This is a genomic window from Arthrobacter sp. AZCC_0090 (assembly GCF_014207375.1).
Taxonomy (GTDB): Bacteria; Actinomycetota; Actinomycetes; order Actinomycetales; family Micrococcaceae; genus Arthrobacter.
The window spans coordinates 314345-337269 of the sequence record NZ_JACHEE010000003.1 but is presented as its reverse complement, the minus strand read 5'-3'; the positions used below and the strand labels follow the sequence as shown (position 1 = coordinate 337269).

The window sequence follows — 22925 nt, the reverse complement described above, 5'->3', positions numbered from 1 at the left end:
TGTGACAGCCAGTGCCGCCGCTATCGGAGATAGATCGTGACCTTCATTTCCAAGACACACCACGCTGACGTCGTCCTTATTGGGGGCGGAATCATGAGCGCAACCCTGGGAGCGTTCATCAAGCAACTCGAACCCAGCTGGACCATCTCCCTCTTTGAGCGACTCGACGAAGCCGGCCTTGAAAGCTCCGGGCCGTGGAACAACGCGGGAACCGGACACGCAGCGCTCTGTGAGCTTAATTACTCCCCCGCGGCGAAGGACGGCTCAGTCGACCCGTCCAAGGCCCTGCACATCAACGAGCAATTCCAGCTTTCCCGGCAGTTCTGGTCCCACTTGGTGGACAACAAGCTGATCGGATCCCCCAAAGGTTTCATCAACACCGTTCCGCACATGAGCTTCGTCATCGGCGACAAGCACGCAGACTTCCTCAAGACCCGCTACGAGGCACTCAAGCCCAACACGCTCTTCCGGAGCATGGAATACACGGAAGACCAGGCGCAGATCGCCAAATGGGCTCCACTGATCGTCAAGGGCCGCGACGCAAAGCAGCGCGTTGCCGCCACCCGCGCAGCTGAAGGCACCGACGTCGACTTCGGCGCCCTGACCCGCGAACTGACCGGCTACCTCGCCAACAACGGCGTTGAAGTCAACTACGGCCACGACGTCACCAATGTCCGCAAAGCCTCCGACGGCGGCTGGGACCTTTCGCTCAAGCACCCTGCTTCGGGCGAGCACGGCCAGATCCACGCCAAGTTCGTCTTTGTCGGCGCGGGCGGTGGAGCACTCCACCTGCTGCAGGCGTCCGGCATCCCGGAGAGCAAGGGCTACGGCGGTTTCCCGGTCTCCGGCCAGTTCTTCCGCTGCACCGACGAGGCGATCGCCAGCCAACACAGCGCCAAGGTGTACGGCCAGGCATCCGTGGGTGCCCCGCCCATGTCCGTGCCGCACCTCGATACCCGCTACGTCAACGGCAAGCGCTCCCTGCTCTTCGGCCCGTACGCCGGTTTCTCGACGAACTTCCTCAAGACCAGCAGCTACCTTGACTTGCCGCTGTCCATCCGCCCGAGCAACATCATCCCGATGCTCGCTGTCGCGAAGGACAACATGGACCTGACCGCTTACCTCATCAAGGAAGTGGCCAAGCGCCACGAGGCCAAGGTGGAGTCACTGCGCGAGTACTACCCGCAGGCCGACGGCGGCAACTGGGAGCTGATCACGGCGGGCCAGCGCGTGCAGATCATCAAGAAGGACTCCCGGAAGGGCGGCGTGCTGCAGTTCGGCACCGAAGTCATCACGGCCCGTGACGGCTCCATCGGAGCACTGCTCGGCGCCTCGCCCGGCGCATCCACCGCAGTCCCGATCATGATCGAGATGCTGCAGCGATCCTTCCCGAAGAACTTCAAGGGCTGGCAGTCAAAGCTCAAGGAAATGATGCCGGGCTACGGCGTCAAGCTGAACGGCAATCCGGAGCTCGCCGCCGAGCTGGAAGCGAGCACTGCCCGTTCGCTGCAACTCGAGGCCGCCAACGCCGTGCAGCACTAGCAACAGCCCGGGCTGCGGCCAGTTCGAGACACGAGACAGACCGTAGACCCTAGGAGACTGTGCAATGTTCCGTCTGGCAAGGCTTTCACTGGCGAACAGGGCATTGATCGCGCTGATCACCGTTTTCGCTGCGGTGTTCGGCGTGATCACCATGTCCTCGCTCAAGCAGGAACTCATCCCCTCGATTGAGTTTCCGCAGATTTCAGTGATCACGGCCATGCCGGGCGCCTCTCCGGAAGTCGTCGACAAACAACTCAGCCGGCCCCTCGAAACAGCATTGAACAGCGTCGAAGGCCTGGAATCGACCACGTCGACATCACGGAACGGCGTTTCACAGATCACCATGGTGTTCACCTATGGTTCGAACCTGGACCGCGCGCGCAACCAGATCGATCGCGCCATCTCCAACGCCAAACGGGCGCTGCCGGCCGATGTCGAGCCCCGGTCCTTCGCCGGCAGCATCAGCGACTTCCCTATCGTGTATCTGGCAGTGTCGTCGGACAAGCCGCTGAGCGAATTGAACACAGACCTGCAGCGGCTCAGCGTTCCCAGGCTCCGAAAGCTGGACGGGGTCCGCAGTGCCGACGTGACCGGTGGGGCAACCCAGCACATCCTGATCCAGCCCAAAGCCCAGGCCATGGCCGCAACCGGCGCCACGGTCCAGTCGCTCACAAATGCCCTCAAGAACAACGGGACGCTGGTTCCGGCGGGGACCATCGAGGACCAGGGCAAGTCACTCTCCCTTCAAATTGGCAGTCCTGTGGACTCCCTCGACGTCATCAAGGGTTTGCCTCTCGCCGGGGCCAAGGGCGGCACCACGATCAGCACCGTTGCCGACGTGAGCATCCAGGACGATGCCGCAACCTCCATTACCCGCACCAACGGGAAGCCGACGCTGGCCCTGTCCATCACGAAGAAACCCGACGGCGATACAGTTGCCATTTCGCACGCCGTCAAGGATTCGCTCGCCCAGATGGAGGCCGAGCTCGGCTCCAATGCGCACTTCACTCCGGTGTTCGACCAGGCCCCGTACATCGAAAAATCCATCAAGGACCTCACAACGGAAGGCCTTCTTGGACTGGGCTTCGCCGTGGCAGTCATCCTCGTGTTCCTGATGTCCGTGCGCTCAACGCTGGTGACGGCAGTGTCCATTCCCCTGTCGCTCCTCATCACTTTCATTGGGATATCGGCGACCCACTACTCGTTGAACATCCTCACCCTCGGTGCGCTGACCATTGCGATCGGCCGGGTGGTGGATGACTCGATCGTGGTGATCGAGAACATCAAGCGCCACCTCAGCTATGGCGAGCACAAGCTCGCGGCAATCCTCAATTCCATCCGGGAAGTTGCCGGTGCCATCACGGCGTCCACCCTCACCACGGTTGCCGTGTTCCTGCCGATCGCCTTCGTGGGCAATTTGGCGGGCGAGCTTTTCCGCCCCTTCGCCCTGACGGTGACCATCGCCTTGTTGTCGTCGTTGCTCGTCTCCCTCACCATCGTTCCGGTGCTGGCGTATTGGTTCCTCAAGTCGCCATCGCGGGCCGCTGGGAATGCCTCCGACGCCGCGGACGCCGTCGCCGCTGAGCATGCCGTTGCCGCTGCGCATGAGGCGGAGCAGCGGAGCCCACTGCAGCGCGGCTATTTGCCCATCCTGGCCAAGACCCAGAAGCACCCGGTGGTGACCATCGTCGCCGCGGTCCTGGTGTTGGGTGGAACAGCAGCCATGTCCCCGCTGCTTGCGACAGACCTCCTGGGCAACTCCGGCCAGAACAGCATGACTGTGCGCCAGGTCCTCCCTGCCGGTACCAGCTTGGAACAGACCGGCGCCGCTGCTGCACAAGTTGAATCGGTCCTCCGCGGAATCGGTGGCATCAAGGACGTCCAGGTAACCTCAGGCAATGCCCAGACTGGTTTCGCCGCCCTCACTTCCAGCGGGGCGTCCAACTCGACGTTCACGGTAGTGACGGACGAAAAGGCTGACCAGCAGAAACTGCAGGACACGGTCCGGTCCCGGCTCTCCAGCGCCTCGGCTGCCGGAAAGATTACCGTCGGTGCCCAACAGGGCGGCCTGGGCACGTCTTCCAGCGTGGACATCACCGTCAACGCCGCCAACACCGCTGATCTGAAGACCGCTAGCGACACTGTGGCGAAGGCCATGGACGGCGTACCCGGGAGTTCCGAGGTGGCCACCAACCTGGATGCCAGCCAGTCCGTGGTCCAGGTAAAGGTTGATCGGGCCAAAGCCGTCGCCGCTGGATTGAACGAAGAACAAGTTGCCGGCGTGCTGGCGTCCACTGTCAGTCCCGTCCCCGCGGGCACTGTCCGCATCGACACTACCGATTTCCCGGTCCAGATCGGCGAAGGCACGCATTTCAGCAGCATCGCCGACGTCCGGGCCATCAACCTCCCGACGGCGGCAGGGCCGGTTCCGCTGTCCAGCATCGCTTCCGTGGAGCAAGTGGACACCCCGGTGTCCATCACCAGCAGCAACGGCCAGCGAAGCGCGAAGGTGACAGTCACGCCGTCGGGCTCCAACCTTGGTGCGGTCAGTACGGCAGTCAGTGAGCGGCTGGCCTCCGTGCAGCTGCCGGCAGGCGTTACCGCCACGATCGGCGGCGCCACAACCCAGCAGGCGGACTCGTTCCGGCAGCTCGGCCTCGCTCTACTGGCCGCCGTCGCCATCGTCTATGTCATCATGGTGGCCGCCTTCAAGTCCCTCATCCAGCCGCTCATCCTGCTCGTATCTGTCCCTTTCGCGGCGACGGGCGCCATCGCTTTGCTCCTGCTCACGGGGGTCCCGCTGGGCCTGCCTTCGCTGATCGGCATGCTGATGTTGGTGGGAATCGTCGTGACCAATGCGATTGTGCTGATCGACCTCATCAACCAGTACCGTAAACCGCACGGCGGCAACCCCGGAATGAGCGTTGCCGAAGCCATCACCCACGGCGCCCGGCAGCGGCTACGCCCCATCCTCATGACCGCGCTAGCCACCGTTTTCGCCCTCACTCCCATGGCTTTGGGCCTCACGGGGGGCGGCGGCTTCATTTCCCGGCCGCTCGCGATCGTGGTCATCGGTGGGCTCGTCTCGTCCACGGCGCTGACCCTCGTCCTGGTTCCGGTCCTCTACAAACTGGTCGAAGGCCGGCGGGAGAAGAAAGCACTGCTCAAGGCACTGACGCAGCGTCCGGACGCGAAGGATGGCACTGCCGGCCATGGCGAGGCCGAGCACCTGGATTGGACCACCGGAATGATCCCCAGGGTCACCGGCCGCCGTTCCGCTACCGGCCGCTCCGAGTAAGGCAACACACCGGGAACAAAATGACGCCTTGCCCTGTTGCAAACACCGATATATGCAAATGCATCTATTTTGGGATAGACTGTTTAACAGAGCCCGAACACCAATCGGGTAGGCAGAAAGGCACATCATGGAGATCGGCGTATTCAGCGTCAGCGACATCACCACTGACCCCACCACGGGCAAGACCCCCACGGAAAACGAGCGCATCAAGGCCGCCGTGGCCATTGCCAAGAAGGTCGAAGAGATCGGCATGGATGTCTATGCGATCGGCGAGCACCACAACCGCCCCTTCTTCTCATCGTCCCCTACCACCACCTTGGCCTACATCGCGGCGCAGACGGAACGCATCACGCTGTCCACCTCCACCACGCTGATCACCACGAACGATCCCGTCAAGATCGCCGAAGACTTCGCCATGCTCCAGCACCTCGCGGATGGCCGCGTGGACCTCATCATGGGCCGCGGCAACACGGCTCCGGTGTACCCCTGGTTCGGCAAGAACATCCAGGACGGGATCGAACTCGCCGTCGAGAACTACTCCCTCCTGCGTCGGCTCTGGGATGAGGACACCGTCAACTGGAGCGGCAAGTACCGCACCCCGCTGCAGAACTTCACCTCCACGCCCCGCCCGCTCGACGGCGTCGCGCCCTTCGTCTGGCACGGCTCCATCCGCAGCCCCCAGATCGCGGAACTTGCCGCATACTACGGCGACGGCTTCTTCGCGAACAACATCTTCTGGCCCAAGGAGCACTACCAGCAGCTGATCGGCCTGTACCGCGAACGCTACGAGCACTACGGCCACGGCAAGGCAGACCAAGCCATCGTCGGACTCGGCGGGCAGTTCTTTATGCGCAAGAACTCCCAGGATGCGGTGAAGGAGTTCCGTCCCTACTTCGACAATGCGCCGGTGTACGGCCACGGGCCCTCACTTGAGGACTTCACTTCCCAAACGCCGCTCACCGTCGGCAGCCCGCAGGAGGTCATCGAAAAGACGCTGACCTTCCGCGAGTACTTCGGCGACTACCAGCGCCAGCTCTTCCTGGTGGACCACGCCGGCCTGCCGCTCAAGACCGTCCTGGAGCAGTTGGATCTCTTCGGCGAAGAAGTCTTGCCGGTCCTGCGCAAGGAATTCGAGGACCGCAAGCCGGCGCACGTACCCGATGCACCCACCCACGCGTCACGTGTTGCCGCTTCCTTGGCCGCTTCATCCAGCGATAATGTGACCGATCCTGCCGGGAGGTCGGCGTGAGCACCAAGGCACCCACCTCGTCATCCGTGCGCCTTGCCGCCGAAACCTGGGAGTCCTTGTTCCGCTCCCAGGTGGCGGTAATGCGCCGGCTCCAAGCCGGGCAGGCGTTCAAGAAGCTGCCCATCAAGGAGTATGACGTCCTGTTCACGCTTTCCCGCTGCCCCACGGGCAAGCTGCGGCTGAACGAGATCAACGATCACGTCCTGCTCAGCCAATCCAGCCTGAGCCGCCTGGTTGACAGGTTGGAGAAGCGCGGACTCGTGGAACGCAGCATCGCCCCCGACGACGGCCGAGGGATCCTGCTAGGGCTCACCGAAACCGGGCAGGAACTTCAGAAAGAGATTGGCCGGGAGCACATCCGCGATATCGCCGAGCTTGTGGCTCCTGCCCTGACGGCCGAGGAACAACGTGAGCTGCTCCGGCTGACGGAAAAGCTGCAAGCGTTCGTCGCAAGCAGGTAGAGCGGGGCCAAGGCGGCCGGCCCAGGATTGCGTCAGCGCAGGACGACGAGCTTTGCCGGATCCTCATCCGGCAGCTCGTCGGCCACGACGGCCGTCACTTTCAGGCTCTTCAGAGACAAGCTTCCGCCCACCGTCGACAGGAACGCGGTGTCCGAGGAATCGCGCCCGGCCGTGATGCGCAGCATGGACTCCCTTGGGGCCAGTCCGGTGGGGTCGATCACGTACCAAGTTCCATCGATGTGGGCCTCAGCCACAGCATGGAAGTCCATGGGGCTCAGGCCGGGCGCATATACGGCCGCGAGCCGCGCCGGGATGTCCTTGGACCGAAGGAGGGCGATGGCCAGGTGGGCGAAGTCGCGGCATACACCTTTGCGGTGCAGCAGCGTTTCCACCGCTCCGTCCGTCCCCCGCGAGGAACCACTGACGTAACGGAGTTCGTCGTGGACCCAGTTCCGGACGGCCTGCAACAGCTCCTCGCCATGCAGCCCCCCGAACTCTGCGTAGGACGTCGGAAGGAGCCGATCGGACTCGGCATAACGGCTGGGCCGCACATAACGGATGAGCTCCATCCGCGACGACTCGTCGGCGACACCCAAGCCCTCCACCGAGGCGCGGTAATCCACCGTTACCTCGCTGGGTTCGGCGAACTCCATGTAGTGGAAACGGCCGCCGTGGTGGTCTGTCAGCTCAGTGAGCGGAACAGCTTCGCCGTCCACCGTGACTGACAACTCTTCGGTCAACGATTCGTAGCCTGGATTGCTGGCTACGGCGATTGCCATCGCCACCTTGGTGTTGGCGACGGTCTTGAAAACGAGCTGGGCAGCCACGTTGCGTTCCATGGATCTCCGGAGTGTTGCGGCTGGACACTCCACCCCAGTGTCGCCGATCTATTGGCAAGTCAATCGTGGTTCTACAGATTGATCTTCAGAGACAGTAGCATCCGCTGGACGTTCGCGAATTCCGAACCCTGATCAACGTATTTGGCGGCCTGGTCCAAAGTGTCGAAGGACTTCGCCGGCGCAACCACCTCGTCCGTGGCAAATGCGTGCACGGCAGGCATGTCCCCAAAGTAGTAGTTGCCTTTTCCAGTGGGCCCGACCACGAGATTCCGGAGTTGGCAGGCTTGGCCATCGGTTCCAGCCACCAGATTGGTGATGCCGTACGAACCGAAGAATTTGTAGCCCTGGATGACCCTGAACACCACATGCGGGGGAATCGTGGAATCGCCGTCCGCGTGGGGAAGGTCGATGGGTACGCTGCTGACTACAACATATGGCCGCTTGGCGGCCGGACTGCAGTCGGCCGGGCTCGCCGCAGGCAGTCCAGTGTGCAGCGTGGCCAGGTATCGGCCCTTGGCATCCTTGACCTCGATCTTGAGGGCGCCTGGCAGGGAGCCCGCGTCGGGCGTGACCGATTGCGCAATCCAGTCGCTTGGAAGATCGAAGCTGACCTTCTTGGCCGCATCCGAATACGTCTTCCACGCAGAGGCCGTAGCCCCCGCCGTCGCCGTACTTCCGGTGGAGGGGCTCCCCGAAGCGGCGGAAGTGCCCGACGGCGGCGCCGTACTCGCGCCCGACGACGCCGGAGTGCCCGGCGTCGCACTGCTGGGCCCGGCCGTCCAGACGGTTCCGCCCTTGCCTTCGGAACTGCAGCCAGCCGCGGACACCACCACGAGCGCCCCCACGACGGCGATTGAAAACTTCGACGGGATCCGCTTGGCTCTCATGCACACAAGCCTAGCGGCGCCGCACCGCCGCCCGCCCGTCCAGGCCGGCGTTTCGCGAGTGCAAACCTGGAGAGACCGTACGGCAAGCGGCTGCGCCCCGTGCCGTAGGACTAGGCTGGACGCATGGCTCCAGATCAGTTTGACGAGCACGAAAACAGCGTGGCCGGAATTTCCGCCGTGGACATTGCGGACTGGCGCTTGCGCACGTTTGCCTTGTACGACGACGTCCGGAAGATTGCGGTGGGAGATCCCTTTCAAGCCCATGTCTATTGGCGCCAGGAACGGGACCGAATGTTCGGAACCCACCCGGCCTCGGCGTTGACGCCCGCCAGCAAGCAAGCCTTCTCGGGCCTGCGCACCGCTGACTACAACCCCCAATTCCGCCGCTATGCCGCCTTGTCTCCTGAAGGCGCGGGCCAGGAGATGAATGTCCAGACCGGAACCGACGGCGTGGTGCCGTTCGTCCGTCTTGGCACCTTCGACCTCGACGAGCTTGGCTCCCTGGCGGCATGGCGCCTCCGCAGCTACGGTGGCGGCATCTTCGTCCCCTTCCGCGACGCCACAGCCGGTAAGCCAGGGGGAAGCTACGGGGCCGGCCGATACCTGTTGGACACCATCAAGGGCGCTTTCCACGGCCTTCGCGGATCCGGGCAACAGCAGGAGTTCGTGCTCGACTTCAACTTCGCCTACAACCCGTCCTGTGCGTACAACGAGGCTTGGGCCTGCCCCTTGGCCGGACCAGCGAACCGACTGGCCGCGGACATCCCGGTTGGGGAGCTCTACCTGCCCGTATAGCTCTAGGACGTAGGATGTCTTCATGACTTCCTCACGTGTCCGCCGGATCGCACGCGTCCGCCCGCTCTCCCCGGCCACGCCGGACGAACAATTCTTCGTGGCCAACGACGCCGTCGACTTCGCTTCCGAGGCAGGCCGCACCTGGACCCTGGTGGACAGCCCGCTCCCGGGCTCGCTGGCAAATGGCAGCAGCGCGGACCGGCCGGGGTGGCACACGGGTGCAGAGGTGTTGAGCCAGGACCCCGTTCACTAGCCAGTTCCGCCGATCTGGGCTGGAAGGTGGACGAAATCCTTGTCTACCTGACGTCGTTCATGATCTTGCACCCCGGCGATCTGGTGCTCACCGGTTTCCCGGCCGAATGCGCCCGGATCGAGCCCGGAGATACTGTGAGCTGCCGCATTGAGGGTATCGGGGAGCTCAGCAACCCCGTAAAAACAGCTTCTTGGGAGAAAATCCCCAGCTTGATGTGACAGGCTTGAGCAATGGAGTCTTCTGCCGCGCCCGCCACTGAGCCGCGGCAGGCGTCCCTTTCAAGAACACTCGCTGGTAGGCGACACAAAGGTGTCCTGCGGTATCCAGTAGTTCGTCAACTCATCCGCTTCACCGGCGTCGGAATCATCTGTACTGCAACGTCACTGGCCCTGTATGCGCTGTTCCGGCCGTGGATGGGACCCCAACTGGCCAACGCCGGAGCGCTGATCATCACTTCGCTCATGAACACCGCATTGAACCGGCGGTTGACCTTCAAAATCATCGGCAACCGGAAGAGAACCCGGGACCACGTGAATGGGCTGATCGTGATTGCGGTGGCCCTGGTCATCACGGGTGGGAGCCTGGGCGTGCTGCATGCGTTCCGGCCCGACGCCTCCGTTACTGAAGACCTCTGGACCACCACCCTGTCCGGATTCTTCGCCACGGCCGTGCGCTTCACCATGCTGCGGCACTGGATTTTCCGCCGGGCCCGCCACGTTTGATTGACTGCCGGATTTCCAACTAACTCGCAGTTGTTGTCGTTTTGAAGGCTCAAAACGACAACAACTGCGAGTTAGTTGGGGTGGGGACGGTCAGCGGCGACCGAGCCCCTGCACGCTCCCGACGGCGGCAGCCACGGCTTTCGCAGCTTGCTGCAGTTCCGCTGAGGTCACCGTGGAGTTGAAGCTGAAGCGGACAGCAGTCTGGGCTACCTCGGGCTGAATTCCCAAAGCCAGCAGAACAGGCGACGGAGCATCCGATCCGGCAGCGCATGCTGATCCGCTCGAACAGACCACGCCAAGCCGCTCAAGCTCCAGCAAGACGGATTCTCCGCTGGTGCCGGGGAAACAGAAGGAGGCAACTGAGGGCAGCCGCTGCGAGGGGTGGCCGGTCAGCACGGCACCGGGCACCGTCTCAAGGACTGAGCGGATGAACGCATCCCGCAACTCTGAGACAGGCCCGGCGAGTCCCGGCTGTTCGCCGTGTCCGGACTGCTCAGCGTGGGCAAGGGTCAGAGCCGTAGCCAACGCGACGGCGCCGGCCACATTTTCCGTCCCAGACCGCCTGCCCCGTTCCTGGCCACCTCCGTGGACCAGGGGCTCGAGCTTGAGCCTTCCCTTGACGTAGAGCACCCCGCTGCCCTTGGGCGCGCCGAGTTTATGGCCGGAAATACTGATGGCGTCGACTCCCAGTTCCTTGACGCCGATGGGCAGCCAACCAGCGGCCTGGACGGCGTCCGTATGGAACGGCACGCCATGTTCCGCGGCCACCTCTGCGAGCTGCCGCACGGGCTGCACCGTCCCGATCTCGTTGTTCGCGTACATGATGCAGACGAGCGCGGTTTCCGGACGCAGGATGGCCCGAAGAGCCTCAGCCGTCACCACACCGTGCCGGTCCACGGGGACCACGTCCAGGTCGAATCCGTGGACGCGTTGCAGGTAGCGTGCAGATTCCTCCACGGCCGGGTGTTCGATAGCGCTGATGACAATCCGGTTCAGGGCAGGATCCGTGGCCCGCCTCGCTAAGGCGATTCCCTTCACCGCCAAGTTGTCAGCCTCGGTCCCACCAGAGGTGAAGGTGATCTCCCCCGGTCTGCATCCCAGGACCTTCGCCACCGTCGCACGGGCCCCGGACAACGCGTTCGCAGCTGCTTCGCCGAGGCTGTGATGGCTTGAAGGATTGCCGAACTCGCCCGTCAAGTAGGGCCACATCGCTTCAAGGACCTCCCTGCGAGCGGGAGTAGTCGCCGCGGCGTCGAGGAAAATCATGGTATCAGCCGAGACCCGTGGATGGGGCCGCTGTTAGGTCCAGCGTCACGTCCAGGCCCAGGTCCAGCGCGTTGACGCTGTGCGTGAGTCCGCCGATGGAAATCACGTCCACTCCCGCGGCGGCGATGTCCGCCACAGTGTTGACGTTGACGTTGCCACTGGCCTCGACGATGGCGCGCCCGCCCACCTGCTTCACACCGGCACGGAGCTCCTCAAGGGAGAAGTTGTCCAGCATGATCGTGTCCACCCCGGCCGCGAGCACGGGCTCGATCTGCTCGGCGCTGTCTACTTCCACTTCGAAGTGCGTGGTGTGGCCCAGCTGCGCCTTAGCGGCCGTGAGCAGTGCGGTGAGCTTGGCGGAATCGCCGCCCGTCATCACTGCCAAGTGGTTGTCTTTGGCCAGCACGGCATCGGACAGGCTGTAGCGGTGGTTCGCTCCCCCACCGCAACGCACGGCGTAGCGTTCCAAGACCCGCAGCCCGGGGGTTGTTTTCCGCGTGTCCGTAATGCGGGCCTTGGTGCCGTCGACCAGCTTGACGAACTCCGCGGTCTTGGTGGCAATGGCGCTCATCCGCTGGGCGAGGTTGAGCCCGACGCGTTCGGCGAGCAACACAGAGCGGGCGCGGCCGCTGACCCGCGCGAGGTGGGTTCCGGCGTCGAACGCTTCACCGTCGGCGAGCAGCAGCTCCACGTCGGTGTCCGGGTCGATGAGCAGCATGGCGTCGCGGAACACCGTTCCGCCGCTGAAGACCCCGGGAACCCGGGCATTGAGCACCGCCGTGGCCCGGGCTTCGGCGGGGATGAGCAGCTGCGAGGTGATGTCGCCGCTCGGGGCGTCCTCCGCGAAGGCCCGCTCCAGAATTTCCCGGACGGGTGCTGCGGGGAGGGTCAGGCTAGTCATTGACGAGGCTCGCTTTCCGGCGGGTTGTGTATCTCTGAACAATTTCTTCGCGTTGGGTTTCGACGGCGTCACTCCGGTAATGCGCCCCGAGCGGGCCCCGGCGCGACGCCGCAGCCTGCACCAACAGCTGCGCAGCCAGGAGCAAATTAGCATCCTCGTGCACTCGGGGATCGGCAGAGTCCGGCACATTCTCAGGAAGCACGACGTCGACCCAAGCGTCGAGTGCCTCAACGGCCTCCCGGAGCAACCCCCCGGTCCGGAGAACCCCCGCCTTGGCAGTCATCAGCCGCCGAAGGGCGGTTCTGGAGAAGGGCTCGGGGACAAGCTCGGGTTGCCACGAGAGCGGCCCGGCCGGCTCGGTGGTTCCCGAAAGCGCCGTTGTTGCGTGGAGGTCCACGCCGGCCGCCGAGCTTGCGAGGCGTTCGCCGGCGTGAGACCGGAGCGCAGGCGCCGAGGGAACTGGCGAGTCGGTCACCCCACCGTTCGGCGGAGCCCACCCAAGGAACCCTTCGACAGCGCGCCGCCCGAACACAAGCCCTTCGAGCAAGGAGTTGCTGGCCAGGCGATTGGCGCCTTGGACTCCGGTGCACGCAACTTCGCCGGCCGCAAGCAGCCCCGGCACGGAGGTACGGCCGTGGAGGTCGGTGACTACGCCACCCATCCAGTAGTGGGCGGCAGGGGCAACCGGAACCGGCTCGAGGGTCCAGTCGATGCCGGCTTCGCGCGTCCGCGCGCTGAGCGTGGGGAAGCGCTTCTCAAGGAAGCCCTCCCCCTTGTTCGCTTCCACGACCCGGGCGTCAAGGAAGACGTGGCCGTTGGGATCACCAAGCGAAGCCAGGTGGAGGGCAATGCTGCGGGAGACGACGTCGCGCGGCGCCAGTTCGGCGTCCGGGTGGTAGCCAGGCATGAATCGCTTGCCGTTTGCGTCCACCAGGATGGCGCCTTCGCCGCGGACGGCTTCGGAAATGAGGAGCGGATCGGCGCCGAGAGGAGTTGGTCCTCCGGCAGCGGGGAGAACCATGCTCGTAGGGTGGAATTGGAAGAATTCCAGGTCTGCGAGCTCGGCGCCTGCCCTCCATGCGAGCGCAAGTCCGTCGGCCGTGGCGACCGAGGGATTGGTTGTCTGCGCGAACAGCTGCCCCGCCCCACCGGTGGCCAGCAGCACGGCATCGCCGAAGACGCTCTCGAAGCGGCCGTTGCGCAAAAATTCGACGCCTGTCACACGCCCCTCCGACTGGATCAGGGAAGTCGCTTGGACATGTCCCAGCACCTGGATCTTCCCGGCGTCCTGCGCGTCAAGGACCGTCAGGATGAGTGCGTTCGCGACCCCGGCCCCGGTGGCGTCTCCGCCGGTGTGCAGGATCCTCGGCGCGGAGTGGGCGGCTTCGAGTCCCAAGGCGGGATCACCGTCGTCGTCCGTGTCGAAACGGACACCGAAACGCTCCAGCCCCATGATGTCGAGGCGCGCTTCGGTGCACAGCACGCGCACGGCCTCCTCATTGCAGTGGCCCGCGCCGGCTTTGAGCGTGTCCGTGATGTGCGCCGCGACGGTGTCGCCAGGGGCGGGCTCGTCCAGCACTGCCGAAATCCCGCCCTGGGCGAAGAACGTGTTGCTGTCCGCAAGCGCCCCCTTGCTGAGCAGGACGACGTCCGCACCGGCCTCGGCGGCCAGCAGCGCGGAGTAGAGGCCGGCGATGCCGCTCCCGACGACGACGAGCCGCCGCCGCGCGGGAGCGCCGGGAATGCGTTCTGCAGTCATGTGAGGCTCAATTCGACTGGTTGGTACGGGGTGTGGCCTAGAGCGGCCGTGCGGCAAGCATGCGTTCGAGGGCGATCTTGGCGTTGTCCTTGACCGAGTCGTCCACTGTGATCCGGTTGACCACGCGGCCTTCCACCAGTTCCTCGAGTACCCAGGCGAGGTAGCCGGGGTGGATGCGGTACATCGTGGAGCAAGGGCAGATCACCGGGTCAAGGCAGAAGATGGTGTGCTGCGGGTTCTCCGCGGCCAAGCGGTTCACCATGTTGATCTCGGTACCGATCGCGAAGGTGGTGGGCTCGGTTGCGGCGGCGATGGCTTTCTTGATGAAGTCTGTGGAGCCTGCGCCGTCTGCTGCGTCAACAACCTCCATGGGGCACTCAGGGTGCACAATGACGTTCACGCCCGGGAATTCGGCGCGGGCCTTCTCGATCTGGCCGACGTTGAAGCGCTTGTGGACGGAGCAGAAGCCGTGCCAGAGGATGACACGAGAATCCAGCAGGGTCTGTTCGTCGTTTCCGCCGAATTCCTTGCGCGGGTTCCACATGGGCATCTGCTCCAGCGGCACGCCGAGTGCCTTGGCGGTGTTGCGTCCCAAGTGCTGGTCGGGGAAGAAGAGCACCCTCTGGCCGCGCTCGAATGCCCATTCGAGAACCGTCTTGGCGTTGGAGGACGTACAGACGATGCCGCCGTTGCGTCCGCAGAAGGCCTTCAATGCTGCTGACGAGTTCATGTAGGTTACCGGGATGACCGGCGCACGGCCTTCGGAATCAGGGGCGGTGCCGAAGAGCTCTTCGAGCTGCTCCCAGCATTCCTCCACCGAGTCCTCGTCCGCCATGTCTGCCATGGAGCAGCCCGCGGCCAGGTTCGGCAGCACCACGGCCTGGCCCTCGCTGGACAGGATGTCCGCAGTCTCTGCCATGAAGTGCACGCCGCAGAAGATGATGGCCTCGGCGTCGGGCTTGGTCAGCGCAGCGTTGGCCAGCTGGAAGGAATCGCCCACGAAATCCGCGTATTGGACCACCTCGTCGCGCTGGTAGAAATGGCCCAGGATGACGGCCCGGTCCCCCAGCGTCTCCTTGGCCGCGCGGATCCGGGCGTCGAGCTCGGCGTCGCTGGCCACCTTGTACTCTTCAGGCAACTGGCCCTGCCGGGGTGTGGCTTTTGGAGCGTCGTCTGAGCTGGAAGCTCCGGGACCGTAGGCGGGGATGCCGGCGAGGGCCTCAGCGAGGTCGTACTCCCACGGGCCTTTGGCCAAGGCGGGGCTACACGTTGAGCCCGCCGCGGAACGGCCACTCTCGGCTTCCTCCCGCGTGATCAGCTGAATAGCTGTGTTGACGCTGCTCATGGTGTACTCCTGTTGTCTGGCCCGAGTCCGGGCGTGCCGGTGAAGCGGTAGAGGCGTGGCGGGCGGTGTTTTCCGCCCTGGAGGTATTCACCGGTCTCTTCGATTTCCGGTGTTCCCTTGATTTGCCGGCGGAAGTTCGCCGGATCCAACTGACGGTCCAGGACAGCCTCGTAGACTTCGCGGACCTGTGCCAGGGTGAAGAACTCACCCAGCAAGTGATAGGCGATAGACCCGTAGGCCATTTTGTTGCGCAACCGCCATAACGCGTAGTCGACGATCGCGTTGTGATCGAAGGCCAATTCGGCGAGCCTGTCTGCCCGGAACCAACGGACGTTCTCTGATTCGTCCGCCAGTGCGGCTTCCGTGGGCTGCACCAAGGCCCAGTAGACGATCGAAACAACTCGCTGGGCGGGCGAGCGATGCAGGCCGCCGAACGCGTAGAGCTGCTCGAGGTATTGAGGCACCAATCCTGTGGTTTCGCGCAGGTTCCGTGAAGCGGCATCCTGGAGGGACTCGTCATGCTGCAAGGGACCGCCGGGAAGCGCCCACATATCCTTGAACGGTTCGCGGATGCGGCGTACCAGCGGCAGCCACAGCGTGGGGCGGCCCGAGCTTTCGCTCGGGCGGAGGGCGAAGATCACCGTTGATATGGCCAACGACGGCGGCGCGAGCCTGCGCTCTGCGACATTCGCGGAGGTGGCGTACACGGTATTCACCCCGCTTCTTTGCCTCAGGGACCAGGAAAATAGTTAAAGTCAAAATGACTAGAACTAATGGTACGGCCGTCTACGGCCAGAGTCCAAATGTTTCACAGTCCTCCTTGGCCGCCGCTCCCAGCACCAAGTTGCAACCATGCCTTCAGAGGTGTTTTTCGCCACTTTCCCTGTGGAAGCGGTAAATTCGATAAGTCCCATGAGGATCAAGCGACAATCCATCCACAAGAAGGTAAACACGAATGACAACGAAGTCCACCGCTGTTAAGCCCGCCATTCCTTCGCAGGGCCTTGGCCACTCGATGAAGCCTCGCCAATTGACCATGATGGGCTTGGGCAGTGCCATTGGCGCAGGCCTCTTCCTCGGCTCCGGCGCAGGAATCCACGCGGCAGGCCCGGCAGTTCTCATCTCCTATCTGGTGGCGGGCACCCTGATCATCCTGGTGATGTGGGCTCTCGGCGAGATGGCGGCCGCCAATCCCAACAGCGGCGCCTTCTCCGTCTATGCCGAAAAGGCCATGGGCAAAACAGCCGGATCCACGGTCGGCTGGCTCTGGTGGTTGCAATTGGTAGTCGTCATCGCCGCGGAAGCTCTCGGTGCCGCAGGACTACTGTTCTCTGTCTGGCCGGTCATTCCCGTGTGGGCACTGGCCCTGGTTTTCATGGTGGCCTTCACTGCGATCAATCTCGCCGGAGTCCGGAACTTTGGCGAGTTCGAGTTCTGGTTTGCCATCCTCAAAGTTGCCGCCATTGTCGCGTTCCTCGTCATCGGTGCGGCATTGCTGTTCGGTTGGCTGCCTGGAGTGACCTCCCCCGGCCTCGGACACATCACCGGCAACTTCGCACCGTCCGGCTGGGCTGGAATTGCCACGGCGCTCTTTGTCGTCATCTTCGCCTTCGGTGGCACCGAAATCGTGAGCGTTGCGGCGGCTGAGACGCAGGATCCTGTACACAGCGTCGGCAAAGCCATCCGCACGGTGGTGTGGCGCATCCTGGTCTTCTACATCGGATCCGTCTTCGTTATTGCGGCCGTCCTTCCCTCCGACTCGGAAGGGTTGAAGTCGCCGTTCGCCGGTGTCCTGAACCTTGCCGGCATCCCGGGAGCCGGCACGGCTATCACCCTTGTTGCCGTCGTGGCCCTGCTGTCGGCGCTCAACGCCAACCTCTATGGGGCCTCGCGCATGGTCTTCTCCTTGTCTGAGCGCGGCGAAGCACCGGCTTTCCTATCGCGGCTGCGCGGCGCTCAGGTGCCTATGGCCGCCGTCGGGGTCTCCGTCGCTTTCGGCTTCATCGCCACCGTGCTGGAACTGCTCTTTCCCGATCGCGTCCTGCCGGCCTTGCTCAACCTTGTGGGCTCCACGTGCCTGGTGGTGTGGGGTACAGCCCTCGTGTCGCAGTTCATCCTGCGCCGCCGCGCCGACCGCGACGGAACCGAGCTGCCCCTTCGCATGAAGGGCTTCCCCTTCCTCACCGTGTTCGGACTGGCACTGCTCGCCCTCATCTTCGTGGTGGGCTTCTCGAACGCCGAGAGCGCCGGCCAGTTGATCGGCACATTCCTGCTGATTGCGTGCATCGCCGTAGCCTGCCGGATCGGGGCCAAAGTCAAAGCTGCACGGAGTGCCTCATCGTAGAGCTGGAAAGAGTAAATCCGTCCTCGAATTGCCGAGCCCGCAGGCAGGTAAAGTGATCCGTATCCACGGTGCGCCGGGCGACACGATCAACGTCGGCGAGCCGCTGGTGGTGTTCGAAGTGCCGGACGATACTGCCGGCATCGTGGGCACGGTTCCGAAGGATGACGCACCGAAGCGCCGGGTCCGCCTGAGCGCCGTACTTGATGAGGACTGACACCATGAGCGGCAGGCACACAGGAGAGCACATCCACACCGTGGAAGGAACGGATCCCCACATCTTCGTGGAAATCCATGAACCCGCCGCGGGGACCGACGCCGGGCTGCGACCCATCCTGCTCCTGCATGGCTTTTCTTCCTCCAGCAAACTCAACTGGGGAGACACAGGGTGGATTACCACCCTGCAGGGCGCCGGCCGCCGCGTTATCACGGTGGACCTTCCCGGACACGGCCGGAGCGCCTCCCCCGAGGACCTGGACTCGTACTCGCCCAGCCGTATCCGCGCGGACCTGCTACAAATAGTGGCCGACGCCGGTGCACGCCCCGTGCGCGACGGTGACCCTTCCAGCGGGCTCGACATCATTGGTTATTCTTTGGGCTCCCGGCTCGCCTGGGAATTCGGGGCGACCCAGCCCGAACTCGTGCACCGCCTGGTGCTGGGCGGCCCGAACAAGGAAGACCCGCTGGCGTCCTTCGATCTCGTGGCTGCCCAGCACTACCTTGCCGACGGCACGCCCATCGAAGACGAGTCCACCGCAGGCTTGCTCAAAATGGCGCAGCTCTTGCCGAGCAACGATCTATTCGCGCTCTTGTCGCTCATCGAGGCCATCAAGGGCGAACCGTACGATCCTGCCGAGGCGGTGCCGCACATGCCGATGCTGCTGGTGGCCGGCGACAAGGACGAACGGGCGGTCACCATGCCTGAACTCGCCGCGATCGCGGGCGATGCCGGTGCCATGGCGGAACAACTACTTATCCCAGGACGGAACCACAGCAACGCCATCACCAGCCGGGTTTTCAAGGACGCTGCGGTGGCGTTCCTCGGCGTCTAGGCTAGTGGCGGAACGGCTGGCCCTACCCGGCCAGCCGTTCCGCGTTGAGCGTCATACGCTCCAGCACGCTCAGGGCCATGGCGTATTCGTCAATGCCTATCCCTATCGAGATGTCCCGGCGGGAGTCCTCGACGAGTCGCTGGGCTTCCAGATGTTTTACGTGGCCTAGTTCGCTGAGGCTGATGCGATCGTCCACCATGATGATCATTCCGCGGCCCACCAGCGCTGCGAGTTCATTTTCGCGACGCCGCGTATCGCCGCCCCAAAAAGGGTTGAGGATGCCGTCAAGATCCTCTGGGCTGAGAGGTGCCTCAGCCAGGACATTTAGGGTCTGCCATTGCCTACGGCTGAGTTTCAACCTGGCCAAGGTACTGTCCAGATGCGCTTCCAGCGCGGCATCCAGGCGTTTGATCCAATAACCGATGGGCTTGTTCACACGGCCCATCGTGGCAGCGAGGAGCGGTCGCGGCAAGAAAGGTAGGCTTGATTCAGCGCCGGATGACGTGGAAGTGAGACGAATGGGCATGCGCTTCAAGGACCGTGCGGACGCCGGACGCCGCCTGGCAGCCGGGCTTCCGCAGCTCCGGGAACGGCCGGACACGATCTTGCTTGGGCTGGCCCGCGGTGGAGTCCCGGTGGCGGCTGCAGCCGCCGTCGAGCTCTACCAGCCGTACGGCGCCGTCCTGGTGCGCAAACTCGGCATCCCCGGGCGTGAAGAAACAGCCTTCGGCGCTCTTGCCTGGTCCAACGGCAGAATTGTCCGCATGGTCAACCGGCCCCTAGCCGAACGCATGTTGTGGCATGGAATCACCCAGGCTTCGCTTGACTCGGTGGAGGTACGCGAACGGGGCGAGCTCTTGCGGCGCGTGAAAACCTATCCTGGTATCAACTTCGAACTTTCGGGCAAGACTGTGGTGCTTGTCGACGACGGACTCGCCACGGGAGCAACTATGCGCGCCGCCGTCGAAGCCGTCCGTGCGGGAGGGGCGGCGACCGTGGTGGCCGCCGTCCCGGTGTCGTCCCTCGAAGCCCAGGCGTCCATTAGCCGGGTGTGCGACTTCATGATGTGCTTGCACACGCCGGGCAAATTCCACGCCGTGAGCGCGTTCTACGAGCACTTCGAACAGCTGACGGACGACGACGCCGTGCGGCTCTTGAAACGGGCGGGGTAGTGCGCAAATTTGCAGGAGCGTTGCGGGTTTTCCGGTCATAGGTGAGCGAGCGTTGGAGACTTGCCGCGCGTTCAGTCCAGTCGCGCGTTCAGTCTGTCCGTTCGAGGAATTCCCGTACGCGGGCGCGGGCCGGTTCTCGGTCGTAGCTGTTGACGAGGGCGCCGGCCATCCGGACGGGATCGCCGAAGAAGAAATACTCATACAGGGCCTGGCGACCGGCGAACGCGGAAATGCTGGCGTCGAAGGCGAGTTTGAAAAGACGCACGCGCTCCGGTCCCGTCAGAGTCTTCGCCTGCAGATACAGCTCAATGTCCGGTAGCGCCTCGCTGGCCAGGTCTGCTTCGCCCGGCAAAGCCATGAGGCCGGATGCCGAGAACTTGCGGATGATTGCCGGGAAGCGCTGGGCGACCTTCGGGTACCAGTTGCGGGCCGCATTCAGGGTGGGCCAATGCGGCAGGAACACGCCATCCGGGCTTGGAGCCGCCTGGGCCTCCGCGGCCACCATGAGGGCCTTGCCGATTTCAACGGTCTCGATCAGCTCGGCAAGGTCTTCCTGGATGTGCTGGAAACCGTCGATCCCGATGGATGCTGCGATCTCCGAAGCAAGGCCCAGGAAGAACTCGCTCTTGGCAATGGTCCGTGTGACCACCTGATGGGTCATCAGGGCCCCGGCGCCGGTCTCCGAGTAGAACGCGTTGCACAGTTCAGGGTGGCCAAGCATGAAGATTCGCTCGTTGGGGACGAAGACATGATCGAAAACCACCACGGCGTCCATCTCCTCGAAGCGGCTGGCGAGCGGCTCATCGTGGGTGCTTCCGCCCTTGTAAAGGGAGGTCCGGCACAGGTAGCGCATGCCCGGAGCGTCATTCGGAAGGGCGAAGGCGTATGAGTAGGGAGCATCTTCCGGCGTAGAGCGAAGGAGGGTCGACGGGAAGACGAGGAGTTCGTCGGCGATCGGCGCGATCGTGGCGAGCATGCGAGCCCCGTGGACGACAATTCCATCTTCCCGCTCCTCCACCACCCTGGCCGAGAGTTGGCCACCGACCTGCTCGGATCCGGACACCGAGCGGTTGACTTGTGGCGGAATCAGCGTATGCGTCGCCAGCAGATCGTTCTCGCGGCAATGCTCGTAGTATTTGCGGATGTTTTCACCGAACATCGGATCTGCCTGGGCAAACCACTTCTCCGCGGCTGAAAGGGCCGTAAGCGCGCCGTTCATGTAGTCGCCCGTCCGGCCCAGGAATCCATGCGAGTATTCGGCCCAGGCACGGATGGCTGCGTGCCGGTGTTCGAGGTCCTCCTTGGTGCGCGGCACCAAGAACGAAGCGCTCACCCGATCACCCGTCGTCGGCGATTCATAGGTGAGGGCGTCCGCATACTTCGGGTCATGCTGCATGTCGAAGAGCTTCGCGTATGTGCGGGCCACGTTCCTGAAGGACGGGTGATCGGCGATCTTCTCGGTGACCATTTCGCCGTCGATCAGGACGTGGGGGTTCATCGAGTTGAGCTTGTCCAGGTACTGCTGTCCGGTCCGGATTCCCATGGTTGTCTCCAATGATGGTTGAGCTGAAACGGCGTTGCGTGATGGATGCGGCATTCCGTGGGCCGCGGCGACTACAGAAGATCCTCCATTCCCAATTGGCTTTCCGGGATGGTGGTGAAGGAGCTGTTGGCGAAGGCGAGTGCGTCCCCGTTGCGGTAGTTGAAGTCCACCACTTCACCCAGATAGAGGGTGTGGTCTCCGCCGTCGTAGGCAGCCCATGGCGTGCATTCAAAGTAGGCGAGGACATTGGATAGCCGGGGCGCCGTGTCGCCTTCGACCCATCGGGGCTCGGGCCCGGGACGTCCCGCGAAGTGCAGGGCCAGCTCCTGCTGCTCCGCTCCCAGGATGTTGACGCTGAACGGCCGTCCGGCGAGCTCGTCGTGGGCTTTGGCGGTGCGGGCGATGCTGACAAGGACCAGCGGCGGTTCCATGGACACCGAGGTGAAGGAATTCACGGTAATACCGTGCCTTTTGGTGGGGCCGTCAAACGTCACGATGGCCACGCCGGTGGCAAATCGGCCCAGGCTGCCACGGAAGTGATGTGCCCGCGGCCGCGAAGTGCGGCCCGGGCGGCCGGGCTCAGCATTCTGGCTGGACTTGGCAATCATCATTGATTCCTGGCTGGAGATTGTTCCATATGTGAACTTGTTCTATATTTGAACAACAAATTCTCATACAGAACCATAGTCTTTTGCGGTCCACGGCACAAGACAGCGGACCCGCCGCGTTAGACCCCAACATAGGATGGAGCCCATGATGTCCGCCAGTGCCACGAAGAAACCGCAGGAAACGACGGCGACCGTCTCGCCGTCGCAGACGCTCTCCCGCGGAATCCAGGCCCTGGAAATCCTGGCCGCCGCAGAGCGCCCCTTGACCATCGCGGAACTTGCCGGGGCCCTGGGCGTTCACCGCTCGGTGGCCTACCGGATTCTGCGCACCCTGGAGGACCACTCCCTTTTGGTGCGCGATGACGCCGGCCGAGTTCAGCCCGGCCCCGGCTTGGCAGTGCTGGCGCGTGGCGTCTCGCGCGATCTCCAGACGGCCGCGCTCCCCGAGCTGACGCAGCTTGCGAACACCCTGAACATGACGGCATTCGTTGCGGTCTGGGACCATCAGGATTGCGTTACGCTGGTCACTGTGGAGCCGCGCCACTCGGCCGCAACCTTGGCACAACACCCCGGGACTCGCCACCCCGTGAACACCGGAGCGCCTGGAATCGCCATCCAGTCCACCATGAGCGAGGACGAATGGGCCGCCCGCGCCCCGGGCTTGCCCTATCGGCCCGAGGCAGCCGAAGCACGCCGGCTCGGCTACGCCGCAAGCCACGACGAAGTCATCGCGGGTTTGTCATCCTTGGCCGCTCCCGTCCAGGTGCCCGGCGGGCGGCCCGCGGCGATCGCCGTCGTCTACATCCGCCGCGAACAGGATCAATCCGCCGTCGGGGAAGCGCTGGCCGCGAGCGCGGCCCGGATAGAGTCCCAGCTGGCTTAAGGCAGGCGC

General features: G+C 63.9%; 22 protein-coding genes and 1 pseudogene. 13 read left to right on the top strand and 10 right to left on the bottom strand.

Annotation, left to right across the window (positions count from 1 at the left end; genetic code table 11):
• Window positions 1-36: 36 nt before the first annotated feature.
• The 4 genes from HNP00_RS06865 to HNP00_RS06850 all read left to right on the top strand — a co-directional run bounded on the left by HNP00_RS06865 (window position 37) and on the right by HNP00_RS06850 (window position 6550).
• A complete protein-coding gene (locus HNP00_RS06865; RefSeq protein WP_184737262.1) occupies window positions 37-1542 on the top strand; it encodes a malate:quinone oxidoreductase in 1506 nt (501 codons plus the stop codon).
• Window positions 1543-1606: 64 nt separating this feature from the next.
• Entirely contained in the window at window positions 1607-4840 is a 3234-nt protein-coding gene (locus tag HNP00_RS06860; RefSeq protein ID WP_184737260.1) for an efflux RND transporter permease subunit, read from the top strand.
• A 127-nt stretch (window positions 4841-4967) separates the two neighbouring features.
• Window positions 4968-6089, top strand: a complete 1122-nt coding sequence (locus tag HNP00_RS06855; RefSeq protein WP_184737258.1) for an LLM class flavin-dependent oxidoreductase — start codon at window positions 4968-4970, stop codon at window positions 6087-6089.
• Window positions 6086-6550, top strand: coding sequence for a MarR family winged helix-turn-helix transcriptional regulator (locus HNP00_RS06850; protein ID WP_184737256.1), 465 nt, complete (start codon window positions 6086-6088; stop codon window positions 6548-6550). The genes HNP00_RS06855 and HNP00_RS06850 overlap by 4 nt, the downstream gene beginning before the upstream one ends.
• A 32-nt stretch (window positions 6551-6582) precedes the next feature.
• Here HNP00_RS06850 and HNP00_RS06845 read toward each other — a convergent pair whose 3' ends face one another.
• On the bottom strand, window positions 6583-7389 hold the full coding sequence (locus HNP00_RS06845) for a transglutaminase family protein (protein ID WP_184737254.1): 807 nt from the start codon (window positions 7387-7389) through the stop codon (window positions 6583-6585).
• A gap of 71 nt (window positions 7390-7460) precedes the next feature.
• Entirely contained in the window at window positions 7461-8276 is an 816-nt protein-coding gene (locus HNP00_RS06840) for a hypothetical protein (protein WP_221451254.1), read from the bottom strand.
• Window positions 8277-8399: 123 nt separating this feature from the next.
• On the opposite strand from HNP00_RS06840, the gene HNP00_RS06835 reads away from it, so the two are divergent.
• Genes HNP00_RS06835 through HNP00_RS06825 form a run of 4 tightly spaced genes read left to right on the top strand, consistent with a single transcriptional unit; the run spans window position 8400 to window position 10046 of the window.
• Window positions 8400-9071, top strand: a complete 672-nt coding sequence (locus tag HNP00_RS06835) for a DUF1684 domain-containing protein (protein WP_184737252.1) — start codon at window positions 8400-8402, stop codon at window positions 9069-9071.
• A gap of 22 nt (window positions 9072-9093) precedes the next feature.
• Window positions 9094-9324: a hypothetical protein gene (locus tag HNP00_RS23170; protein ID WP_260404806.1), complete on the top strand. Its 231-nt coding sequence runs from the start codon at window positions 9094-9096 to the stop codon at window positions 9322-9324.
• Between the two features lie 26 nt (window positions 9325-9350).
• Entirely contained in the window at window positions 9351-9542 is a 192-nt protein-coding gene (locus HNP00_RS23165; RefSeq protein ID WP_311770515.1) for a fumarylacetoacetate hydrolase family protein, read from the top strand.
• 12 nt (window positions 9543-9554) lie between these two features.
• Complete coding sequence (locus tag HNP00_RS06825; RefSeq protein WP_184737250.1) at window positions 9555-10046, top strand: GtrA family protein; 492 nt, start codon at window positions 9555-9557, stop codon at window positions 10044-10046.
• A gap of 90 nt (window positions 10047-10136) precedes the next feature.
• On the opposite strand, the gene HNP00_RS06820 is transcribed toward HNP00_RS06825, so the two are convergent.
• From HNP00_RS06820 to HNP00_RS06800, 5 genes are read right to left on the bottom strand one after another with little or no spacing between them, the layout of a single operon-like run.
• On the bottom strand, window positions 10137-11312 hold the full coding sequence (locus tag HNP00_RS06820) for a cysteine desulfurase family protein (protein WP_184737248.1): 1176 nt from the start codon (window positions 11310-11312) through the stop codon (window positions 10137-10139).
• Window positions 11313-11316: 4 nt separating this feature from the next.
• Window positions 11317-12213 carry a carboxylating nicotinate-nucleotide diphosphorylase gene (gene nadC / locus HNP00_RS06815; protein WP_184737246.1) on the bottom strand — a complete coding sequence of 299 codons (897 nt, stop codon included), beginning with the start codon at window positions 12211-12213 and terminating at the stop codon, window positions 11317-11319.
• Window positions 12206-13972, bottom strand: coding sequence for an L-aspartate oxidase (gene nadB / locus HNP00_RS06810; protein WP_184737244.1), 1767 nt, complete (start codon window positions 13970-13972; stop codon window positions 12206-12208). The genes nadC and nadB overlap by 8 nt, the downstream gene beginning before the upstream one ends.
• A 37-nt stretch (window positions 13973-14009) precedes the next feature.
• Complete coding sequence (gene nadA, locus HNP00_RS06805) at window positions 14010-15317, bottom strand: quinolinate synthase NadA (RefSeq protein ID WP_184737242.1); 1308 nt, start codon at window positions 15315-15317, stop codon at window positions 14010-14012.
• Window positions 15314-16024: an NrtR DNA-binding winged helix domain-containing protein gene (locus tag HNP00_RS06800; RefSeq protein WP_184737485.1), complete on the bottom strand. Its 711-nt coding sequence runs from the start codon at window positions 16022-16024 to the stop codon at window positions 15314-15316. The genes nadA and HNP00_RS06800 overlap by 4 nt, the downstream gene beginning before the upstream one ends.
• A gap of 248 nt (window positions 16025-16272) precedes the next feature.
• Here HNP00_RS06800 and HNP00_RS06795 point away from each other — a divergent pair, with 248 nt between their 5' ends.
• The 3 genes and pseudogenes from HNP00_RS06795 to HNP00_RS06785 all read left to right on the top strand — a co-directional run bounded on the left by HNP00_RS06795 (window position 16273) and on the right by HNP00_RS06785 (window position 18710).
• On the top strand, window positions 16273-17661 hold the full coding sequence (locus HNP00_RS06795; protein ID WP_184737240.1) for an amino acid permease: 1389 nt from the start codon (window positions 16273-16275) through the stop codon (window positions 17659-17661).
• A 10-nt stretch (window positions 17662-17671) separates the two neighbouring features.
• Window positions 17672-17875: pseudogene (locus tag HNP00_RS06790) on the top strand (biotin/lipoyl-containing protein); the annotation flags it as partial.
• Window positions 17876-17879: 4 nt separating this feature from the next.
• Window positions 17880-18710 (top strand): alpha/beta fold hydrolase, encoded by an 831-nt coding sequence (locus tag HNP00_RS06785; RefSeq protein ID WP_184737238.1) that lies wholly within the window; start codon window positions 17880-17882, stop codon window positions 18708-18710.
• Window positions 18711-18732: 22 nt separating this feature from the next.
• Here the strand turns inward: HNP00_RS06785 and HNP00_RS06780 are convergent, their stop codons facing one another.
• Window positions 18733-19146: a MarR family transcriptional regulator gene (locus tag HNP00_RS06780; RefSeq protein ID WP_184737236.1), complete on the bottom strand. Its 414-nt coding sequence runs from the start codon at window positions 19144-19146 to the stop codon at window positions 18733-18735.
• Between the two features lie 82 nt (window positions 19147-19228).
• Between HNP00_RS06780 and HNP00_RS06775 the strand changes: the two genes are divergently transcribed.
• Window positions 19229-19882: a phosphoribosyltransferase gene (locus HNP00_RS06775; RefSeq protein ID WP_184737234.1), complete on the top strand. Its 654-nt coding sequence runs from the start codon at window positions 19229-19231 to the stop codon at window positions 19880-19882.
• A gap of 88 nt (window positions 19883-19970) precedes the next feature.
• Here HNP00_RS06775 and hpaB read toward each other — a convergent pair whose 3' ends face one another.
• Window positions 19971-21425 (bottom strand): 4-hydroxyphenylacetate 3-monooxygenase, oxygenase component, encoded by a 1455-nt coding sequence (hpaB, locus tag HNP00_RS06770; RefSeq protein WP_184737232.1) that lies wholly within the window; start codon window positions 21423-21425, stop codon window positions 19971-19973.
• A 71-nt stretch (window positions 21426-21496) separates the two neighbouring features.
• The gene (locus tag HNP00_RS06765) at window positions 21497-22033 is read right to left on the bottom strand and encodes a flavin reductase family protein (RefSeq protein WP_184737481.1); all 537 of its coding nucleotides are present in this window, start codon (window positions 22031-22033) and stop codon (window positions 21497-21499) included.
• Between the two features lie 148 nt (window positions 22034-22181).
• Between HNP00_RS06765 and HNP00_RS06760 the strand changes: the two genes are divergently transcribed.
• Entirely contained in the window at window positions 22182-22916 is a 735-nt protein-coding gene (locus HNP00_RS06760; RefSeq protein ID WP_260404821.1) for an IclR family transcriptional regulator, read from the top strand.
• Window positions 22917-22925: the final 9 nt, after the last annotated feature.

What these genes read in the sequence shown, in the direction of transcription:
- HNP00_RS06860 (WP_184737260.1), top strand. Translation starts at nt 1,607, where the DNA reads ATGTTCCGTCTGGCAAGGCTTTCACTGGCGAACAGGGCATTGATCGCG.
- HNP00_RS06855 (WP_184737258.1), top strand. Translation starts at nt 4,968, where the DNA reads ATGGAGATCGGCGTATTCAGCGTCAGCGACATCACCACTGACCCCACC.
- HNP00_RS06845 (WP_184737254.1), bottom strand. Translation starts at nt 7,389, where the DNA reads ATGGAACGCAACGTGGCTGCCCAGCTCGTTTTCAAGACCGTCGCCAAC.
- HNP00_RS06840 (WP_221451254.1), bottom strand. Translation starts at nt 8,276, where the DNA reads ATGAGAGCCAAGCGGATCCCGTCGAAGTTTTCAATCGCCGTCGTGGGG.
- HNP00_RS06835 (WP_184737252.1), top strand. Translation starts at nt 8,400, where the DNA reads ATGGCTCCAGATCAGTTTGACGAGCACGAAAACAGCGTGGCCGGAATT.
- HNP00_RS23170 (WP_260404806.1), top strand. Translation starts at nt 9,094, where the DNA reads ATGACTTCCTCACGTGTCCGCCGGATCGCACGCGTCCGCCCGCTCTCC.
- HNP00_RS06825 (WP_184737250.1), top strand. Translation starts at nt 9,555, where the DNA reads ATGGAGTCTTCTGCCGCGCCCGCCACTGAGCCGCGGCAGGCGTCCCTT.
- HNP00_RS06820 (WP_184737248.1), bottom strand. Translation starts at nt 11,312, where the DNA reads ATGATTTTCCTCGACGCCGCGGCGACTACTCCCGCTCGCAGGGAGGTC.
- nadC (WP_184737246.1), bottom strand. Translation starts at nt 12,213, where the DNA reads ATGACTAGCCTGACCCTCCCCGCAGCACCCGTCCGGGAAATTCTGGAG.
- nadB (WP_184737244.1), bottom strand. Translation starts at nt 13,972, where the DNA reads ATGACTGCAGAACGCATTCCCGGCGCTCCCGCGCGGCGGCGGCTCGTC.
- nadA (WP_184737242.1), bottom strand. Translation starts at nt 15,317, where the DNA reads ATGAGCAGCGTCAACACAGCTATTCAGCTGATCACGCGGGAGGAAGCC.
- HNP00_RS06795 (WP_184737240.1), top strand. Translation starts at nt 16,273, where the DNA reads ATGACAACGAAGTCCACCGCTGTTAAGCCCGCCATTCCTTCGCAGGGC.
- HNP00_RS06785 (WP_184737238.1), top strand. Translation starts at nt 17,880, where the DNA reads ATGAGCGGCAGGCACACAGGAGAGCACATCCACACCGTGGAAGGAACG.
- HNP00_RS06775 (WP_184737234.1), top strand. Translation starts at nt 19,229, where the DNA reads ATGGGCATGCGCTTCAAGGACCGTGCGGACGCCGGACGCCGCCTGGCA.
- hpaB (WP_184737232.1), bottom strand. Translation starts at nt 21,425, where the DNA reads ATGGGAATCCGGACCGGACAGCAGTACCTGGACAAGCTCAACTCGATG.
- HNP00_RS06765 (WP_184737481.1), bottom strand. Translation starts at nt 22,033, where the DNA reads ATGATTGCCAAGTCCAGCCAGAATGCTGAGCCCGGCCGCCCGGGCCGC.
- HNP00_RS06760 (WP_260404821.1), top strand. Translation starts at nt 22,182, where the DNA reads ATGTCCGCCAGTGCCACGAAGAAACCGCAGGAAACGACGGCGACCGTC.